We start from the raw sequence: 17,235 nt of genomic DNA on the forward strand, positions 1-17,235 counted from the left end.
AAATCTATGCACAACCGCTGCGGAACAAGTGCACAATTTCAGCGGAAGCGATGCTCATTTTGAGCGGTTGAGATGCACAATTTCATGCGGCATATTCAGAAATCAATATGCAAAATGTTAAAATGTTTATAGATTACCTATGAGGAATTGAAATTTGATGTTTCACGCTTGAATAATTGTATTGCTTTTTCGTTTATAGATTACCTATGAGGAATTGAAATTTGTCAATTTCTGATTCTTCCCACTAAGCAGTAATTGTTTATATATTACCTATGATGAATTTAAATTAATCATAATAATAGTGATTTTGTTTTGTCTTGCTCGTTTATAGATTACCTATGAGGAATTGAAATATTTTTCTATAATATTTTTATATATACTTGAATTTTCTTGTTTATAGATTACCTATGAGGAATTGAAATTCAACTTGTTTAATTGTATCATTTATACAATTTTCTTGTTTATAGATTACCTATGAGGAATTGAAATCTGCAAAGTAACTTTGCACAAAACTTCCCGTATACGTTTATAGATTACCTATGAGGAATTGAAATAAAGTCGATATAATATATCACATATTGAATTGTGGCGTTTATAGATTACCTATGAGGAATTGAAATGGAAATGTATTAAGTCAATTATGCGCAAATATTTATGTTTATAGATTACCTGTTTATGCTAATCTAAAAATAGGTCAGCTGGCTCATCGAAAACTAGGTCAATATCAGTATAATTAAAATGAGTAGGAAAAGCAAATATATATATATCAATAAATTTGAAGCACTAAGTAATAAAGCAGCTATTTGAATCGTAAGGAGGGCGTAGCCCGACTGGAGATTCAAATAGCTGCGGAGGCTTGCTTTATCCGATGACGCTCATTGAAAATTAGGTCACTTTCTTTAGAAAATATGATATCCTTTCAGTATGCACTGAAAGGAGGACGAAAGGAAAGTGATTAAATTGAATCAAAAACAAAGAATCATACTTAAACATATTGATGGTATGAGTAATCGCAGCATTGCAAATGAACTTCATATGAGTAAAGATACCGTCAATAAGTATGTTGCAGAGTATGAACAAAAGAAACAAGAACTTTTAGCTAATAACCCAGAAGCAGATACAAAGGAGTTAATATATGCAATAGTTGAAAAACCAAAATACAACTCAGATAACCGTGAGCCAAGTAAAGTTACACCAGAAATATTAGAAGCTATTGAAGAATGTCTAAAAATAAATGAATGGCGTCGTGCGAATGGAATGTCTAAGCAACAGATGAAAAAGATTGATATTTATGAACACTTGGTAGATAAGAGGAAATTCGATATCAGTTACTCAACTGTTAAGAGATTGGTTAAATCAATTGAGGATAGACACAAAGAAGCATTCATAAGACAAGAATACAGCTATGGAGACATATGTGAGTTTGACTGGGGCACCGTGAAACTTGATATTGGAGGCCTTGGATATTCAGCTTACCAAATGGCAGTATTTACTCCGGCTAAAAGCGGATACCGATATGCAATGCTTTTTAAAGCACAGGACACACCTTCATTTCAACAGTCACATGCTGAATTTTTCTCGCACTGTAAAGGTAATTACAAAACGATGGTTTATGACAACATGAGAGTTGCGGTAAGAAAATTTGTGGGTTTGCATGAGAAAGAGCCAACAAAGGCGTTAACTGAATTATCAATATATTATGGATTTAATTTTAGATTCACTAATATTGCAAAAGGAAATGAAAAAGGTCATGTTGAAAGAAGTGTTGAATATGTTAGAAGAAAAGTATTTAGCGAACCTGGCAATGATAAATTTGATACCATTGCTGAGGCAAATCAATTTCTTTTAGCGGGATGTATAAAACTTAATAACAAGGTTTCTTCAAATGGGGAAATCCCAATGGAAGTTTTTAGAGAAGAGCAAAAGCGCCTGCTACCTAATTTGCCTAAGTTTGAGAGTTGCATATATTCTGAATACCGTGTCGATAAGTATTCAACCATACTTGTTAATCAAAATCATTATTCAGTACCTGACAAATTAGTTGGTAAAATTGTGAGTGTCAAGATGTTTACAGACAAGATAATTGTCTACTACGACAACAACATTGTAGCTAAGCACGAACGAAGCTTTAAGGTTCATGACTGGAATATTGATATATATCATTATCTTAGAACTCTACATAAAAAACCAGGTGCCCTACAAGGAAGCACAGCATTGCTTCAAGCGGACACCCAAATTAAAAACATTTACAAAAAATATTATACCAGAGATGCAAAAACTTTTCTACAAATTTTAGAAATTATCTATGAAAAAGGAATTCATGCGGTAACGGAAGCACTTAAAGAACTTGAAAAGCTGTCACCGATGGACATGAGTGCTGATAAAGTTAAGGTAATATGTGAAAGCAGGCAAGAAAGAGAAAATCTTAAGGATATCTCTTACACAGATCATCTCACTGAAAAGTCAAAAAACACATTGTTTAAATATGATCAACTTGCAGCACTCCAATCAGGAAAACTTAAGAAGGAGGCTGTGTAAGATGAAGATTAAATTAAATGAAGAGATAATTGAATACTGTAAAATATTGAAACTTAAAGGAATTCGTACACATTTTGAAGAAGCGATGAATGAGTCTACTGACTATGAAGATTTCCTTCATAAACTTCTAACCTATAAGATGGAAGAAAAAGATAAACGCTCTATTGACTGTAGAATTAGAAATGCACATTTACCTTACAGACAATATTTTGAAGATATTGAAATGGATTGTCTTCCAGCAGATATGCAGAGAAAATTGCCTGAGTTGGCTACTCTTGATTTTATTGAAAAGGGAAAAAACATCATAATGACAGGTAATCCCGGCACCGGAAAAACTATGGTTAGCATTGCATTAGGTTTAAAGGCTTGCATGGCAGGTTACAAGGTATTATTTACAACCGTCCCGTTGCTTGTTACCACATTAAAGGAATGCAACAGCACTAAGACCTTAAGATATTTTGAAAACAGATTTGAAAAGTATGACCTCGTTATTGCAGATGAGTTGGGTTACACTTCATTCGACCGAGAGGGTACAGATTTGCTGTTTAATAACTTATCTTTAAGGGCAGCAAGGAAATCTACCATAATTACATCAAATCTTTCATTTGAACGATGGGTTGAGGTTTTCGGAGATCCTACAGTTACGAGTGCAATGATAGACCGGCTTACCTACAAAGCAATATTAGTTAATATGGAAGGTGATTCTTACAGGTTAAGAGAAACATTAAGAGAAAGTGGAGCATCTATGAATTTTGATAAACTAATCATTTAGGAATATTGTGCCTTTGTACAATTTTCAGAGGCACATTTATTATCAAGAAAGTGACCTAAAATTAAATGGTCTTTTGACCTAATTTTCGGTTGACAAATACACTAGTCAAGGTGCGCAATATTCGAGCCCGAATGATATATTGAAAGATCCTTATGTATTTGAGTTTTTAGGCGTTTCAGAAAATAAACCAATGCTTGAAATGGATAAATTAATAGAAAAAAACTGCTGGAATTTGTTTTATTTGATTGTTCCAGTAGCATACTGTGATTTAGTTTACACAAAGGTAATACAGGCATTAAATTTTAGCGGTAAAAACAGCATAGAGAAGCCGGAGTTTTTCCACTCCGGTTTTTATTTATAAAATATACTATTACTTAAATCAAATAGTCAATTTTATCTGTAAAAAGGGGTGTGGACAAAATCCTGGACCTAAATTATAGGAAGATTTTACTTGACAATCTACATTCTGTTATGAAGGTTGTCGGTGAAGTGGATATAATAGATGTTATTGTTGACCATCCGGAACAGGTATGGGAATTAACATCGGAATTTGCCGGAATTTCAAAACAGTTTTACGATAAGTATTATCAGAACAAAGAGGTCGCAGTAGCATATCGATTAGGTGATGTAAGGAAGTATAAAAATTGGCTTGTACTTCATTCCAAGGTTTCGAGTTGCCCTCATTGGAAAAATATCTTTATATTTGATTATTATATGATATAATTTAATATAATTTAATAGAATAGTTTATATATACTGAAAGGTAAACATATGATATTAACACTTGAAAAAATAAGCAAAAGCTTTGGTGAAAAAATACTGTTAAACAATGTTGATTTATATATTAATGATAGTGACAAAGTAGGAGTAGTGGGCGTTAATGGTACGGGTAAGTCCACACTGCTGAAAATTGCAGCACAAATTGAAGAACAAGATGGAGGGGATATAATTAAGAACCCTCTGGACAGAATTTGCTATCTTCCTCAGGATCCATCTTTTAATGAAGAAACTACGGTGTTGGAGCAAGTATTTATAAATTCTAGTTCGGAAACTAAAGAGTTAATGGAATATGAAGCAAAGACCATATTAAATAAATTAGGAATTGATGAATTTGACAAGGATGTAAATTTGCTTTCGGCAGGTCAAAGAAAAAGAGTTGCCATTGCCAGTGCTTTGGTTAATCCATGCGAACTTTTGATTTTAGATGAACCAACAAACCACCTGGACAATGACATGATTCTTTGGCTTGAAAATTATTTGATGAAATATTCAGGTGCCATACTCATGGTAACCCATGACAGATATTTTTTAGACAGAGTTTCTAATAAAATTGTGGAGCTTGACAAAGGAAGCTTATATGCCTATGAAGGCAATTATTCTAAATTTCTTGAGCTTAAAGCTATGCGTGAAGATATGGAAGCAAGCAGTGAAAGAAAGAGACAGAGCTTATACAGAAAAGAGCTTGCATGGATTCAAAGAGGTGCAAGAGCCAGGGGAACAAAAGCAAAGGGAAGAATTGAGCAATTTGAAAATTTAAAGGATCAACTTGGTACTGATATTGCAGAAAAAATAGAAATGAATTCAGTATCTTCAAGGCTTGGCAAAAAAACAATTGAAATTAAGCATATTTCAAAAAGTTTTGGTGATAAAACAATAGTAGAGAATTTTGAGTATACAGTTTTAAGGGATGCTAGAATTGGAATTGTAGGTCAGAATGGTGCTGGAAAATCCACACTTTTAAACATGATTGCCGGAAGAATAAAGCCTGACTTGGGACATGTGGAAATTGGAAGCACTGTTAATTTAGGATATTTTTCTCAGGAGTCTGAAGTTTTGGACGATTCCTTGAAAGTAATTGAGTATATTAAAAATATTGCAGAAATAATAGAAACGCCGGATGGCAAAATATCTGCATCTCAAATGTTGGAAAAATTCTTGTTCTCTCCTGATGTTCAGTACAATACAATAAAAAAATTGTCCGGCGGAGAAAAGCGAAGGTTATTTTTATTAAGCGTTTTGATGAAAGCTCCGAATATCTTGCTTCTTGATGAGCCTACTAATGATTTGGACATTGAAACACTGACAATATTAGAGGATTATTTGGATACTTTTAATGGAGCGGTAATCACTGTATCCCATGACAGATATTTTTTGGATAAAGTTGTTAATACAGTTTTGGAATTGCCGGGAGATGGAACTGTCAGATTGTACAATGGGGGTTACTCTGATTATATAGCTGCAAGATTATCAAATGAAAAACAAATTAATCAAGATAAATTAAAGCCTGTTAAAGACAGCATCAATGAAACAAGAGAAAAACCTAAAAAATTAAAATTCACATTTAAGGAACAGCAGGAATACAACAAAATCGATGAAGATATAGCTGATTTAGAGGAAAAAATAAAGCAATTGGAAATAAAATTAGAAAAAAATTCAACAGACTATGTAAAACTTCAAGAAATAATGGAAGAAAAACATGTAGCAGAAGAACAATTGGAATATAAAATGAACAGATGGATATATTTAAATGATTTGGCAGAACAAATAGAAAGCCAAAAATAATTTTTCAGGGAATATCCGAATGTTATTGAGTTTATAGAATGTCAGTGTATTGATTGTACGGATGGGGTGAATTTATGAGTGAAGTTGTATTAAAGGTTGAGAACTTAAGCAAATATTATAAAATGGGTGAAGTTACAGTAAAAGCTTTGGAAGATGTAAGCTTTGAAGTGGAAAAAGGTGAATTCATTGTTATTTTAGGCCCAAGCGGTTCGGGAAAAAGTACGCTTCTTAATATAGTTGGAGGAATGGATACTCCTTCAGGTGGCAATGTTTACTTTAACAATGAGCTTATAACAGTTATGAGTGACAGAGAACTGACCATGTACAGAAGAAATAAAATTGGTTTTGTTTTTCAGTTTTATAATCTAATGGCTACGTTAACTGCAAAAGAAAATGTTGAACTGGCTGCAGAAATATGCGAAAACTCCATTGATATTGATGAAGTAATGAATGCAGTCGGACTTGGGGATAGGTCAAATCATTTCCCATCCCAAATGAGCGGGGGAGAACAGCAAAGAGTTGCAATTGCAAGAGCAGTTGCTAAAAATCCACAAATTTTGCTGTGCGATGAACCAACGGGTGCCCTTGACTTTGAAACGGGAATATCAATATTAAAAGTTCTCAAGGAAGTAAATTTAAAATATAAAAATACAGTTATGGTAATTACTCACAATTCTTCAATTGCACAAATGGCTGATAAAGTAATAAAAATGAGAAGCGGAAAAATAACAGAAATAATAGTAAATGATAATCCTATTCCAGCTGAAAGGATTGATTGGTAATGAAAAAGCTTGATAAAAGACTTTTCAGTATGATAAAAAATACAAAAGGTCAATATGTTGCTGTTCTGGCAATCATTATAACCGGAATTTTTGTATTTACAGCTGTAAGCAATTCAGCTATCAACTTGAGTGATTCGTTGAATGATTATTATGAAACAACAAATTTTGCAGATATTTTTGTAACAGCTTCAAGGGTGCCTCAAAAACTAGAAAACAGTTTAGAAGGAGAAGCGAATATAAACGAAGCTGAAGCAAGACTTGTTTTTGACACGTCATTTATTACGGATGATGATGATGAAAAAGTTGATGTGAGAGTAGTATCTGTGGATAAGTATGAAAATAAAATCAATAAGCTGTTTATAAAGTCAGGAAAAAGACAATTATCTGAAAAAGACATAATTGTTATCGAGCAATTTGCAGCAGCAAGAAATATTAATGTAGGGGATCAAGTTATACTTCAAATTAACGGAAGACAATATAAATTTAATGTATCAGCCATAGCATCCAGCGCTGAGTACGTATATATTATGGAAAATGAGCAGGCATTTCTTCCGGATCCTGAGAATTTTGGAGTTGTATTTATTGAAAAAGATTACTTAAGAAAAATATACGGAGCTAGCGGCAATTTTAATGAAATTCTCATTAATGCAAATAGTGAAGACGATTTGGAGAAAACAGTTGATTATTTAGAAGATAATTTAGAAAAATATGGAGTAATAAGGGTAATAAAAAGAAAAGATCAATTAAGCAATAGCATGATTAGCCAGGAAATTGACGGTTTGGAAATGATGTCAAAATCTATTCCTGTTGTGTTTCTTGTTTTTGCAGGAATAATGCTTTCGACCATGCTTTCAAGAATTGTCAAAAAGGACAGAACATCCATTGGTGTAATGAAAGCATTGGGTTTTAAAAACAGTGAAATAATTTTGCATTATTTGAAATATGCTGCATCTGTTGGTATAATAGGGGGACTTCTTGGTTCTATTATTGGCACTGCCTTATCCAGCGCTATGACAAATTATTACTTGGAGTTTTTCAACATACCCATGCTGACTATTAAAGTATATTATTACAGAATTGCGGTTTCAATAATCTTATCTCTATTGTTCTGCGTTATTTCTGGTTTTTTGGGTATCAGGGGTATTGTGAAGATAAATCCTGCAGAATCTATGAAGCCAGAAGCTCCTAAAAAAGGAAAAAGAATTTTTATCGAAAATATAAAGTTTATTTGGAACCATGTTCCGTTTTCATGGAAAATGGTGTTGAGAAATATTTTCAGAGAAAAGAAAAAATTTGCATTTATAGGTGCTGCTGTAGCAATTACGTGCGGTATGATGGTTATGACAATATGGATGTTTGACATTATGGACATAATATTTAACAAACATTACAGCGAATTTATGAAAGCAGAATACAATGTAAGCTTTAACGGCTTTGAAGATGAAAATGTTAAGAATGAAATTGCTGAAAAAATAAATTATGAGAACATGGAAGGCAGGATAGAAATACCTTTTGAAATAGAAAGCGGCAGAGAATCTAAAATTGTTAATGTTATAGGACTTGAGGAAAACACCGCATTTTACGGTTTTGAAGATATGAAAGGGAATCATTTAAAACTCCCTGGTGATGGTATTTTAATATCTTCAAATTTAGCAAGTGCCCTAAATGTCATTGAAGGTGATGAAATACTGCTGAAGAATTTTGTATCTGATAAGGATGATGAGTATGTCACAGTTAAAGGAATAATTAAACAAACCCTCGGAATTAACGGATATATGAATATAGAATACTTAAATGAGAAATTTTTAGACAAAGGTATTGTAAATGGTATTTATATTAATTCGGATGATGATGTCAAAGAATCATTAGATGATTTGAAAAATATAACTATTATGTCTAAAGATGATATGATAGGAGCATTTGAAGAATTTACAACTATTACTATGTTATCCATGGGGTTTATGGTTGTGTTTTCAGGGATATTAGGGTTCGTAATTGTATACAGCATGACACTTATGAGCATAAATGAAAGAACTTTAGAGTTTTCATCTCTAAGAGTCATGGGTTTTTCAAAAAAAGAAATTTTTAACATGCTTATTAGAGAAAATATGATAATGTCCTTTTTAGGTATAATTGCAGGCATACCTTTAGGTATGTGGCTTGTGGATTATATGTCAAACACATACACCACGGACCTATATACTATGAATGAGCCTATTACAGCAAGTAATATAGGAGTTTCAATAGTATTGACTATAGTTTTTATAATGTTAGCTCAACTTATGACATATGCTAAAATTCATAGACTGGATTTTATGCTGGCACTTAAAAATAGAATATCATAATAATTGGGAGGGTAAAATGAAGAAGAAAAAGAAATATATAATATTATCGATTTTATTAATAGCAGGAATTATTATTTCGGTTTCATTATTTGCAAATATGGAAAAACCATTTGAAGGACAGACATCAATGGTGAAGCTTGGTACTATCCAAGATACCATCGAGGAAACAGGGACGGTATTTTCTAAAAGAGTGAACACCTTTTATTCTGATATGAGTCAAAGAGTTGAAATTCTCAATGTATCAGTAGGTGACAAAGTAAAAAAAGGTGATATAATATTAACTTATGAAAACAATTATGATTTGGAAATAGAAAGAGCAAACAAACAAATTGAAGCAATCACAGCTTCTTACAACGAAACAGTCAAAGGTGCCGACTTTCAGGAAATTTCTAATATGAAGCTTAGTATTAACACGATTGAAAACAATTTAATTTTTTCAAAAAGCTATTTCGAAAAAATTAAAGCTTTATATGAAAATAATGCTGTAAGTCAAGTTGAATATGAAGAAGCAGAAAATAATGTTACAGCATTGGAAAATCAGCTTCAAGAAGCTAAAAACAATTATAACCTTCTTATAAAAGGGGTTTCATCCAATGTAAAGAGGCAGTATGAGGCACAAGTAGAAGAAGTAATGATACAAATTAAAATACTTGAAAAAAATATAGAACAATCTTCTATAAAAGCTGAATTTGACGGGGTTATAACTGAATTAAATGTCCACCAGGGGAGCATGACGCAGCCGGGTGTTGTGGTTGTTGAACTGCAGGATGAAAAAAATCTTGGAATTTACGTTGAAGTATTGGCAGAAGAAGCCAACGAAACAGTGAACGGAATGCCATTTATAATAAAGAACTCCAACAAAGAAGTGAAAGAACTTGTAATTAACAGAATATATCCTAAGGCACAGTCAAAAGTTTCAGACCTTGGAGTTGAGCAAAAGCGAGTTAGAATAGAAGCGGATTTAGACAACAGCGATAATTATAAAATTGGCTCTGAAAAGGATGTTGTGATTGTTTTGGAGGAAAAAAATGACGTTCTTATTGTAGACAAAGGTGCAGTATACGAAAAATCTCAGAAACATTTTGTGACTGTTATTGAAGGAGATAAAGAAATAGAAAAAGAAATTACTACCGGACTTGAAGATGATGAAAATACAGAAGTAATCTCCGGTTTAAGCGAAAATGAAGTTGTATTAGTTGAGTATTAATTTTAAAAACAACAATGGAAGAGGAGAAATTTATGAAATATGATTTAATAATTGTCGGTGCCGGTCCTTCGGGAATATTTACAGCATTGGAACTTAACAGGAGAGATTCAAATAAGAAAATATTAATAATTGAACAAGGAAAACCTATAGAAAAAAGATATTGTCCAAAAGAAAAAACGAAAAAATGTGTTAATTGTGTGCCATTTTGTAATATTACAACAGGCTTTGCTGGAGCAGGGGCATTTTCAGACGGGAAACTTTCTTTGAGCCCGGAAGTCGGAGGAGATTTGCCTGAAATGATAGGATATGATTATACTGAAGAATTGATTCAGTACACAGATAAAATATATCTAGAATTTGGTGCGGATACAAAAGTTGAAGGTATAGAATATAAAGAAGAAATAAAAGAAGTAAGGAGAAAAGCGATTGAAGCAGGGCTTAAGCTGGTTGACTGTCCCATAAGACACTTAGGAACTGAAAAAGCTCAGGAAATATACCAGCGAATCGAAAAATACCTTATTGGCAGCGGTGTTGAAATACTTTTTGAAACGCAAACTACGGATATAATTGTAGAAGATGGTGTAATCAAGGGTGTGGTTGTAACTGATTCATTAAAGAAAACAAAAATTGAAAATATATATGCAGATAATGTAGTTATTTCTGCCGGCAGAAAAGGTGCTGATTGGTTAAAATCATTGTGTGTACAGCACAACATAGCTCACAGGGCAGGAACTGTGGATATAGGCGTCAGGGTTGAAGTTAGAAATGAAGTAATGGAAAGAGTGAACAACATTCTTTATGAATCAAAGCTCATTGGATATCCGTTGCCATTTAAAGATAAAGTAAGAACATTTTGTCAAAATCCCGGAGGCTATGTGAGCCAGGAAAATTACGACAATAATTTAGCTGTTGTTAATGGGCATTCTTACAAGGACAAGAAATCAAACAATACAAATTTAGCCATACTGTGTTCCCACAATTTCAGCTATCCTTTTAATGAACCTATAAAATATGGCGTCAAGGTTTCAGAACTGTTGAATATGCTTGGAGACGGAAGAATTTTAGTGCAAAGATACGGTGACATATTAGATGGAAAAAGAACGTGGCAAAATGAATTGTCAAGGTCAAATGTTGCGCCTACGCTGCCTGATGCAGTAGCAGGAGATATAACATCGGCAATGCCATACAGAACTATGACAAACATATTAAATTTCATTGAAGCATTAAATATTGTAGTGCCGGGTTTTGCAGGAACAGAGACTCTCCTTTACGCACCTGAAGTAAAATTTTACAGCAATAAGGTAGAATTAAGCAAAGACTTTGAAACAAGTATTAAAAACTTATACTGCCTTGGTGATGCCAGCGGATGGACAAGAGGATTGATGATGGCTTCTCTAATGGGAGTGAGAATGGGTCAAATATTAAATAAATAATATTATTCGGTGATAAAATTGTTCTACCGGCAAAATAGTGCCGGTAGATATTTTTGATTAAAGTATTTTTTTTAGTAAATTTGTGAAGTCCTGAATTTTATTTATGTTTATACCGCTGTAATTTAAAGAGAAAATAATTTTGTTTTCATGTTTACTTATGATGTTTAAAAGAACTCGTGAATTCTTAGCATCTTCTTGCAATTTTTCTTCGCTTTTTACAGTGTCAGCTTCACACACTATATGAAGTCCGGATTCGGAGTTTATTATTTCTAATTTATTTTTGAATGTATTTTTGAAACTTGTTGAAATCAGCAAGTTTTTCTTTTTATATATACGTTTTATTTTTCGAAGATGTTTTAACATGTATCCATCTTTCATAAAATTAGCGAGCACAAGCTGATCAATTTTGGAAGTTGATTGCGTATGACGGGTTTTAATTATATTATATTTAGGAAGAAGTTTTTTTGGAATTACCATAAAACTAATTCTTAAAGAAGGAAGAAGCATTTTAGAAAAAGATCCAAGATATATGACGCAATCATTTTTATCAAGTCCTTGAAGACTTGGAATTGGCATTCCTCCGTATCTTATTATTGCATCATAATCATCTTCAATAATAAGACCATTATTTTTATATGCCCAATCTAACAGCTCCATGCGCTTGTTTACGGGCATGATGGTTCCAAGTGGATATTGGTGTGATTGACTTATGTAAATAAGTTTAGCATCGCTTTTTCTTAAAGCTGATATTGGAAATCCATTGTCTGTAACATCGATGTGTCTTATGTTGAAACAATGATCTTCGAAAATGTATTCAGCTTTGTTGAAGCCTGGCATCTCTACTGCTACAGTGTTGTAATTTTCTTTTATTATTCCAATTAAAATACCCAGCAAATATTGAACTCCCGCACCAACTATTACCTGCTCTGAACTTGTGTGACCACCTCGCATTGTGTTTACAAAATTAGCAATTTCATCTCTTAAAAACTTTTCTCCCTGAATGGAACCGCTGCTGTAAATATTTGTGCTGTCATCGGATATAACTTTATTGTACAATCTTTTCCATGTGGAAATATCAAAGCTTTCTTTGTCAACACCATCATTTATGTAATCAGTTTCAGCAATTTGTCCTATGATGTTTTTTTGAATATCAGTTTTAATTTGAAAGTTATATTCGCTTAAATCACATACAAAGTATCCTCTTTTAGGATAATTTTCTATATAACCTTCTGCCACAAGCTGACTGTATGCATTTTCAATTGTAGTCTTGCTCAGTTTGAGAGAAGATGAAGCTTCTCTGATTGAAGGCAGCTTGGAATCCGGTTTTAATAAGCCGGATGTTATTTCTGTTTTTATGTATTCATATAGTTGTATGTAAAGTGCCTTGCTGCTCTCTTTATCAAAAACAGGCGATATAATCATATAATCCTCCACAATCTGACATGATTAAATATCAGAATTTTAATATAATTTAAAGTTACAATTATATTAACACATGTTAATAGTGAATAGTATTAATTTGTGTTAATATTTGTTTTTAATATACACAGAATTTTTACTATGGTATAATTATTTAAGTTGTTATATTACATTAAAAAATCAGGAGTTGCTATGTATAAATTGAATGAAATTCAAGATTTTAAATATTTAACATTTCCTTCCTTAGAAGAATACTATGATTTATTTCATTGTTTTACCACAAGGGATGGGGGAGTCAGTGAAGGACCATTTGCTTCAATGAACTTAGGAATTAAAACGGGAGACAGAGAAGATAATGTAAGCGAAAATTATAAAATAATGGCAGAAAAGCTCAATATAAAAATAGAAGATTTAATTAAAACAAACCAGACACACACTAATAATATTAGATATGTTACAGAAAAGGACAAGGGAAAAGTAATGCAAGATCCTGGATATAAAGATGTTGACGGTTTGTATACTGATAAAAGAAATGTAGCTTTAATGACATTTCACGCAGACTGCACTCCGCTATTTTTTTACGATCCGGTCAGAAAAGTAATCGGTATGGCCCATGCCGGCTGGAGAGGTACGTTGAAAAACATTGCAGGTGAGATGGTTAAGGCATTTATTAATGATTTTGGATGCAATCCATCAAATATCAAATCAGTAATAGGTCCATCGCTGGGACAGTGTTGTTTTGAAGTTGATAAAGATGTGGCAGATTTATTTATTGCTGTCAATTCCAAGTATAAGGATTTCATGGAAATGAAGGGTGAGAAATATCATTTTGATTTGTGGGAAATAAATAAGTACATTATGGTTATTGAAGGAATGAAGGAGAGCAACATAGAGATATCAGGACTTTGTTCTAAATGCCGCAATGATTTATTTTTTTCGCATCGGGGGCAAAAAGGAAAAAGAGGATTAATGAGCGGAATTATTATGATGAAATAATATAAATAATTATCATATCTTCTGTGTATGATTAATATTTTTAGATTTCGTTGAAAATTTAATGCTTATAGCTAATTTATTTTTTCATTCGGGCAAATGTGGGGCAAATTGACTAATTTGTGTTACTTTTTTCAATATATAAATCTAATTTTTCAACTGTCTCTTTATCAACTTTTTCGATAGAGTGTAAATAAGTGTTTGATACTGTCTCTACTGTATCGCCTAATCTTTTAGCGATTGATACAACATTTGCTCCGTTGTTAATTAGCATAGTTGCGTGTAGGTGCCGTAGGTCATGAAAGGCAATGCTTTTGAATTTGTTCCTTTTTAAAAATTTATTGAAATAATATTGAACAGAATTATGCGATATTATTTCTTTTGTTTTAGGATCTATAAAAAGATATTGATTTTTCATATCAATAATTTTCATGTTGTCTATATAATCACGCAATATATTTGAAACGAAGATAGTCATATATATTTCTCTATATGAATTTTTAGTTTTCAAAGCAGCTATTTTTTTAGCCGATTTCCCTTCGGAATCCGTATACCATAAATATTGTTTGTTAATGTCTATAGTGTTTCGAGCAAAATCAATATCTTTTAAGGATAATCCTAATATCTCACCTTGTCTCATCCCCATACCTATAGCAACTGCATAGATGGTTTTTAGCATTTTATTTTTTTCATTTGTGATTGCGTTTAAAAGGTCTTGTAGTTCCGTATCAGAAAGCAATTCATTGTACTTTTTATCGTGTTCCTTTTTTTGCAGAATAATGTTGGAACAAGGATTTTTAGTCATAATTTCCCAATCCACAGCTTTGTTAAACGTCAATTTTAATATGCTGTAGAACTGTTTTACGGAGTTGTATTCAAAGTTTTCGGTTAATGAATTGATGAACTTTTGTACATTAATTTTTTTGATTTTATTAAGTTTTATGTCACCAAAAACCTCCAAAGCATGATTGTTATAAAAATTTCTGTATGTGTTTTGCGTATTTAAGGATGTGTTCTTTTTTGTGTGTTCGTCAAAAACCAATTGGCATAATTCAGAAAATTTCATATTTTCGTTGTAACCAATCTTCCCACGCATAACATCAACTTCAAATTTTTTGTGTTCGTTTTCAGCTTCTTTTTCTGTACCAAAAAAATTTTGAGTGTAGTTAACTCCATCTTTTCGAACTCTAAAACGATATTTACTATCGCCTCTGTACTCAATACTCATTTGTTTTTCTCCTTTTCTTGTTTTTGTGTATAAAAAATAATCCTTGCGAATTCAAAGGATTATACGGTATAATATAGCTGTTAGAGCGCATTTGTCCTTTGTGGCAAGATGTGTTTCGATAGCACTTGGTACTCGAATACTAGGTGCTATTTTATTTACTTATAAATTTACACAATAGATTTTGCTCTCTCGATTAATGCACTAGACAATTTGTAAATATCATTAACTGTATCTATTGGATACTTAATACCTTCTTTTATTTCATTCGGAATAACTATAAAATTACCACTTTCTCTAAAGCAAATTCTGCAAAGCCAACGTGTAACTTTATTATCTATTAATATTCCAAAATAAGATTGTGTGTCTTTATAAAAAATTCTTGAAGGGCTAACAGTTTCCCTTAATATGGACTTAACTATATAGTACGATTCTAGTTCATCATCTGTAGTATGAACTTTATTAATATTGATATCTTCTGTTTCAATTCCGTTTATTTCTGTAGCAATACCTGTTATAGCTGCTTCATTTTCAGTAGCATCATCATTATTTAAAGCAGTCTGTATTTTATCATTTACTAAATCATTAATATAACCAGTTAACGATTTTTTCAACATAGGTTTATACCTATCGATTACATTTTGAGTTTTAACACCATCATAAACTCCATTTCCAAGAACTAGTCTAACAAATTCGTCAGATGGATTACTAAATTCTTCTTTTATAACATTTCTCATTAAACCAATATATTTTAATTCGGATGCTGTATCAATAATTTGATTTAAATCGAAATTATCTTTATGAAATTTTTTAAGTTCTGGTATTTGGGCTTCCTTAAGATCTAGCATATTAATTTCTAGAAATGGTTTTTCGTCCATTTTATTTGGCTCATCCAGGTCAGTATAAAATCTATATATTATACCATTAGTTAAAATTGCAAATTTTGCAGATGTAGTCCCAAAATATCTGAATAATTGTGAATCATGTTTAGTCAATTCCTCTTTTATAGATTTACATTCAATAAGTATAACTGGTGCTTTATTATTAAGAATAGCATAATCTACCTTTTCCCCCTTTTTTATTCCTACGTCTGCAGTAAACTCAGGGACAAATTCTGATGGGTTAAATACATCATATCCAAGTGTTTGGAAAAAAGGCATAATAATTGATGTTTTTGTAGCTTCTTCAGTTTCAATTCCGTTCATAATAGATTTGGTTCTTTTAGCAAAACTTTTAACCTGTTCTTCAAAGTTCATAACATTCCCTCCGCATATAAGCTTATTGATAATTATATTTACACACAGTTAGTGGATTAAAGTAAATACAGTAATTATCCACTTCTGCATATAGTCCGTATTTATTTTGATAAAATTCTAAAGTGTCTTTTAAAAATTGTTCCGTTACATCTAAATATTCAGCGAGTTCGTACAAAGTTGTACATTCTTCGCATGAAGCTTTTATTAAACTTCTGAGAGGTATTAGTTTCTCGTATGACCAATTCTTCGCTCTTCGCTCTTGCTTGCGATTACAAACGTTTTTTAAGTCAATAATATTACCTACAGTTGTGTAATAGTGGCCAAGTTCTTCGGCAAAAACGCATCTTTTTTCCCTTGTAGTATCAAGGTCTTTTCTGATGCCTATGTAATTGTCTTCATATAAACCTTTAAGATTCCCAAGAAAATCAAATTCAATTACTTCTATTTCTTCATCTTCAGCAATTTTTAATAATCTTTCATATGTCATAACATCCCCCTGTTGAGCATAAATTAAACTATTTTTTATTGTCCCTTTTATTTTTAATAAAGTTTTTAAAATCTTCTATGGATTGTAGTTCTTCTTCCGTCCATTCATCTCCATCATGGTGAGCTGCTAGAGTGTATATGTCTTCTGATTTTTCTTCCCACCCCATTAAATACCCTGGAGATACTCCTAATGCATCGGCAAGAATTTCAAGTTTAT

The 17,235-nt window shown here is 32.1% G+C and carries 14 protein-coding genes, 1 pseudogene and 1 CRISPR repeat array; of the genes and pseudogenes, 10 read left to right on the forward strand and 5 right to left on the reverse strand.

Going from position 1 to position 17,235, the window contains the following annotated elements; genetic code table 11:
- Nucleotides 1-124: 124 nt before the first annotated feature.
- Nucleotides 125-620: a CRISPR direct-repeat array (repeat unit 30 nt; unit sequence GTTTATAGATTACCTATGAGGAATTGAAAT).
- 331 nt (nucleotides 621-951) lie between these two features.
- The 9 genes from istA to SA378_RS04825 all read left to right on the forward strand — a co-directional run bounded on the left by istA (nucleotide 952) and on the right by SA378_RS04825 (nucleotide 11,639).
- On the forward strand, nucleotides 952-2,538 hold the full coding sequence (gene istA, locus SA378_RS04785) for an IS21 family transposase (RefSeq protein WP_318524846.1): 1,587 nt from the start codon (nucleotides 952-954) through the stop codon (nucleotides 2,536-2,538).
- A 1-nt stretch (nucleotide 2,539) separates the two neighbouring features.
- Complete coding sequence (istB, locus tag SA378_RS04790) at nucleotides 2,540-3,310, forward strand: IS21-like element helper ATPase IstB (protein ID WP_318524847.1); 771 nt, start codon at nucleotides 2,540-2,542, stop codon at nucleotides 3,308-3,310.
- Between the two features lie 139 nt (nucleotides 3,311-3,449).
- A complete protein-coding gene (locus SA378_RS04795; protein ID WP_318524848.1) occupies nucleotides 3,450-3,671 on the forward strand; it encodes a hypothetical protein in 222 nt (73 codons plus the stop codon).
- 128 nt (nucleotides 3,672-3,799) lie between these two features.
- Nucleotides 3,800-4,033, forward strand: coding sequence for a hypothetical protein (locus SA378_RS04800; protein ID WP_318524849.1), 234 nt, complete (start codon nucleotides 3,800-3,802; stop codon nucleotides 4,031-4,033).
- Nucleotides 4,034-4,081: 48 nt separating this feature from the next.
- Nucleotides 4,082-5,872: an ABC-F family ATP-binding cassette domain-containing protein gene (locus SA378_RS04805; protein ID WP_318524850.1), complete on the forward strand. Its 1,791-nt coding sequence runs from the start codon at nucleotides 4,082-4,084 to the stop codon at nucleotides 5,870-5,872.
- A gap of 74 nt (nucleotides 5,873-5,946) precedes the next feature.
- Nucleotides 5,947-6,654, forward strand: coding sequence for an ABC transporter ATP-binding protein (locus SA378_RS04810; RefSeq protein ID WP_318524851.1), 708 nt, complete (start codon nucleotides 5,947-5,949; stop codon nucleotides 6,652-6,654).
- The gene (locus SA378_RS04815; protein ID WP_318524852.1) at nucleotides 6,654-8,999 is read left to right on the forward strand and encodes an ABC transporter permease; all 2,346 of its coding nucleotides are present in this window, start codon (nucleotides 6,654-6,656) and stop codon (nucleotides 8,997-8,999) included. The genes SA378_RS04810 and SA378_RS04815 overlap by 1 nt, the downstream gene beginning before the upstream one ends.
- 16 nt (nucleotides 9,000-9,015) lie before the next feature.
- Nucleotides 9,016-10,206, forward strand: a complete 1,191-nt coding sequence (locus SA378_RS04820) for an efflux RND transporter periplasmic adaptor subunit (protein ID WP_318524853.1) — start codon at nucleotides 9,016-9,018, stop codon at nucleotides 10,204-10,206.
- A gap of 32 nt (nucleotides 10,207-10,238) precedes the next feature.
- Entirely contained in the window at nucleotides 10,239-11,639 is a 1,401-nt protein-coding gene (locus SA378_RS04825) for an NAD(P)/FAD-dependent oxidoreductase (protein ID WP_318524854.1), read from the forward strand.
- A 57-nt stretch (nucleotides 11,640-11,696) separates the two neighbouring features.
- Here SA378_RS04825 and SA378_RS04830 read toward each other — a convergent pair whose 3' ends face one another.
- Nucleotides 11,697-13,061 carry a PLP-dependent aminotransferase family protein gene (locus SA378_RS04830; RefSeq protein ID WP_318524855.1) on the reverse strand — a complete coding sequence of 455 codons (1,365 nt, stop codon included), beginning with the start codon at nucleotides 13,059-13,061 and terminating at the stop codon, nucleotides 11,697-11,699.
- A 189-nt stretch (nucleotides 13,062-13,250) separates the two neighbouring features.
- On the opposite strand from SA378_RS04830, the gene pgeF reads away from it, so the two are divergent.
- Complete coding sequence (pgeF, locus tag SA378_RS04835) at nucleotides 13,251-14,054, forward strand: peptidoglycan editing factor PgeF (RefSeq protein WP_318524856.1); 804 nt, start codon at nucleotides 13,251-13,253, stop codon at nucleotides 14,052-14,054.
- Nucleotides 14,055-14,166: 112 nt separating this feature from the next.
- On the opposite strand, the gene SA378_RS04840 is transcribed toward pgeF, so the two are convergent.
- The 4 genes and pseudogenes from SA378_RS04840 to SA378_RS04855 all read right to left on the reverse strand — a co-directional run.
- Nucleotides 14,167-15,279 carry a site-specific integrase gene (locus SA378_RS04840; RefSeq protein WP_318524857.1) on the reverse strand — a complete coding sequence of 371 codons (1,113 nt, stop codon included), beginning with the start codon at nucleotides 15,277-15,279 and terminating at the stop codon, nucleotides 14,167-14,169.
- A 167-nt stretch (nucleotides 15,280-15,446) separates the two neighbouring features.
- The gene (locus tag SA378_RS04845) at nucleotides 15,447-16,532 is read right to left on the reverse strand and encodes a type I restriction endonuclease (protein ID WP_318524858.1); all 1,086 of its coding nucleotides are present in this window, start codon (nucleotides 16,530-16,532) and stop codon (nucleotides 15,447-15,449) included.
- 22 nt (nucleotides 16,533-16,554) lie between these two features.
- Nucleotides 16,555-17,019, reverse strand: coding sequence for an ImmA/IrrE family metallo-endopeptidase (locus tag SA378_RS04850; RefSeq protein WP_318524859.1), 465 nt, complete (start codon nucleotides 17,017-17,019; stop codon nucleotides 16,555-16,557).
- A 28-nt stretch (nucleotides 17,020-17,047) separates the two neighbouring features.
- Nucleotides 17,048-17,235, reverse strand: a pseudogene (locus SA378_RS04855) (XRE family transcriptional regulator); the annotation flags it as partial.

Origin of the sequence: Sedimentibacter sp., assembly GCF_033447055.1 — a bacterium.
GTDB lineage: Bacteria > Bacillota > Clostridia > Tissierellales > Sedimentibacteraceae > Sedimentibacter.

Coding starts and splice junctions, on each gene's coding strand:
- istB (WP_318524847.1), top strand. CDS start 2,540: ATGAAGATTAAATTAAATGAAGAGATAATTGAATACTGTAAAATATTG.
- SA378_RS04805 (WP_318524850.1), top strand. CDS start 4,082: ATGATATTAACACTTGAAAAAATAAGCAAAAGCTTTGGTGAAAAAATA.
- SA378_RS04810 (WP_318524851.1), top strand. CDS start 5,947: ATGAGTGAAGTTGTATTAAAGGTTGAGAACTTAAGCAAATATTATAAA.
- SA378_RS04815 (WP_318524852.1), top strand. CDS start 6,654: ATGAAAAAGCTTGATAAAAGACTTTTCAGTATGATAAAAAATACAAAA.
- SA378_RS04820 (WP_318524853.1), top strand. CDS start 9,016: ATGAAGAAGAAAAAGAAATATATAATATTATCGATTTTATTAATAGCA.
- SA378_RS04825 (WP_318524854.1), top strand. CDS start 10,239: ATGAAATATGATTTAATAATTGTCGGTGCCGGTCCTTCGGGAATATTT.
- SA378_RS04830 (WP_318524855.1), bottom strand. CDS start 13,061: ATGATTATATCGCCTGTTTTTGATAAAGAGAGCAGCAAGGCACTTTAC.
- pgeF (WP_318524856.1), top strand. CDS start 13,251: ATGTATAAATTGAATGAAATTCAAGATTTTAAATATTTAACATTTCCT.
- SA378_RS04840 (WP_318524857.1), bottom strand. CDS start 15,279: ATGAGTATTGAGTACAGAGGCGATAGTAAATATCGTTTTAGAGTTCGA.
- SA378_RS04845 (WP_318524858.1), bottom strand. CDS start 16,532: ATGAACTTTGAAGAACAGGTTAAAAGTTTTGCTAAAAGAACCAAATCT.
- SA378_RS04850 (WP_318524859.1), bottom strand. CDS start 17,019: ATGACATATGAAAGATTATTAAAAATTGCTGAAGATGAAGAAATAGAA.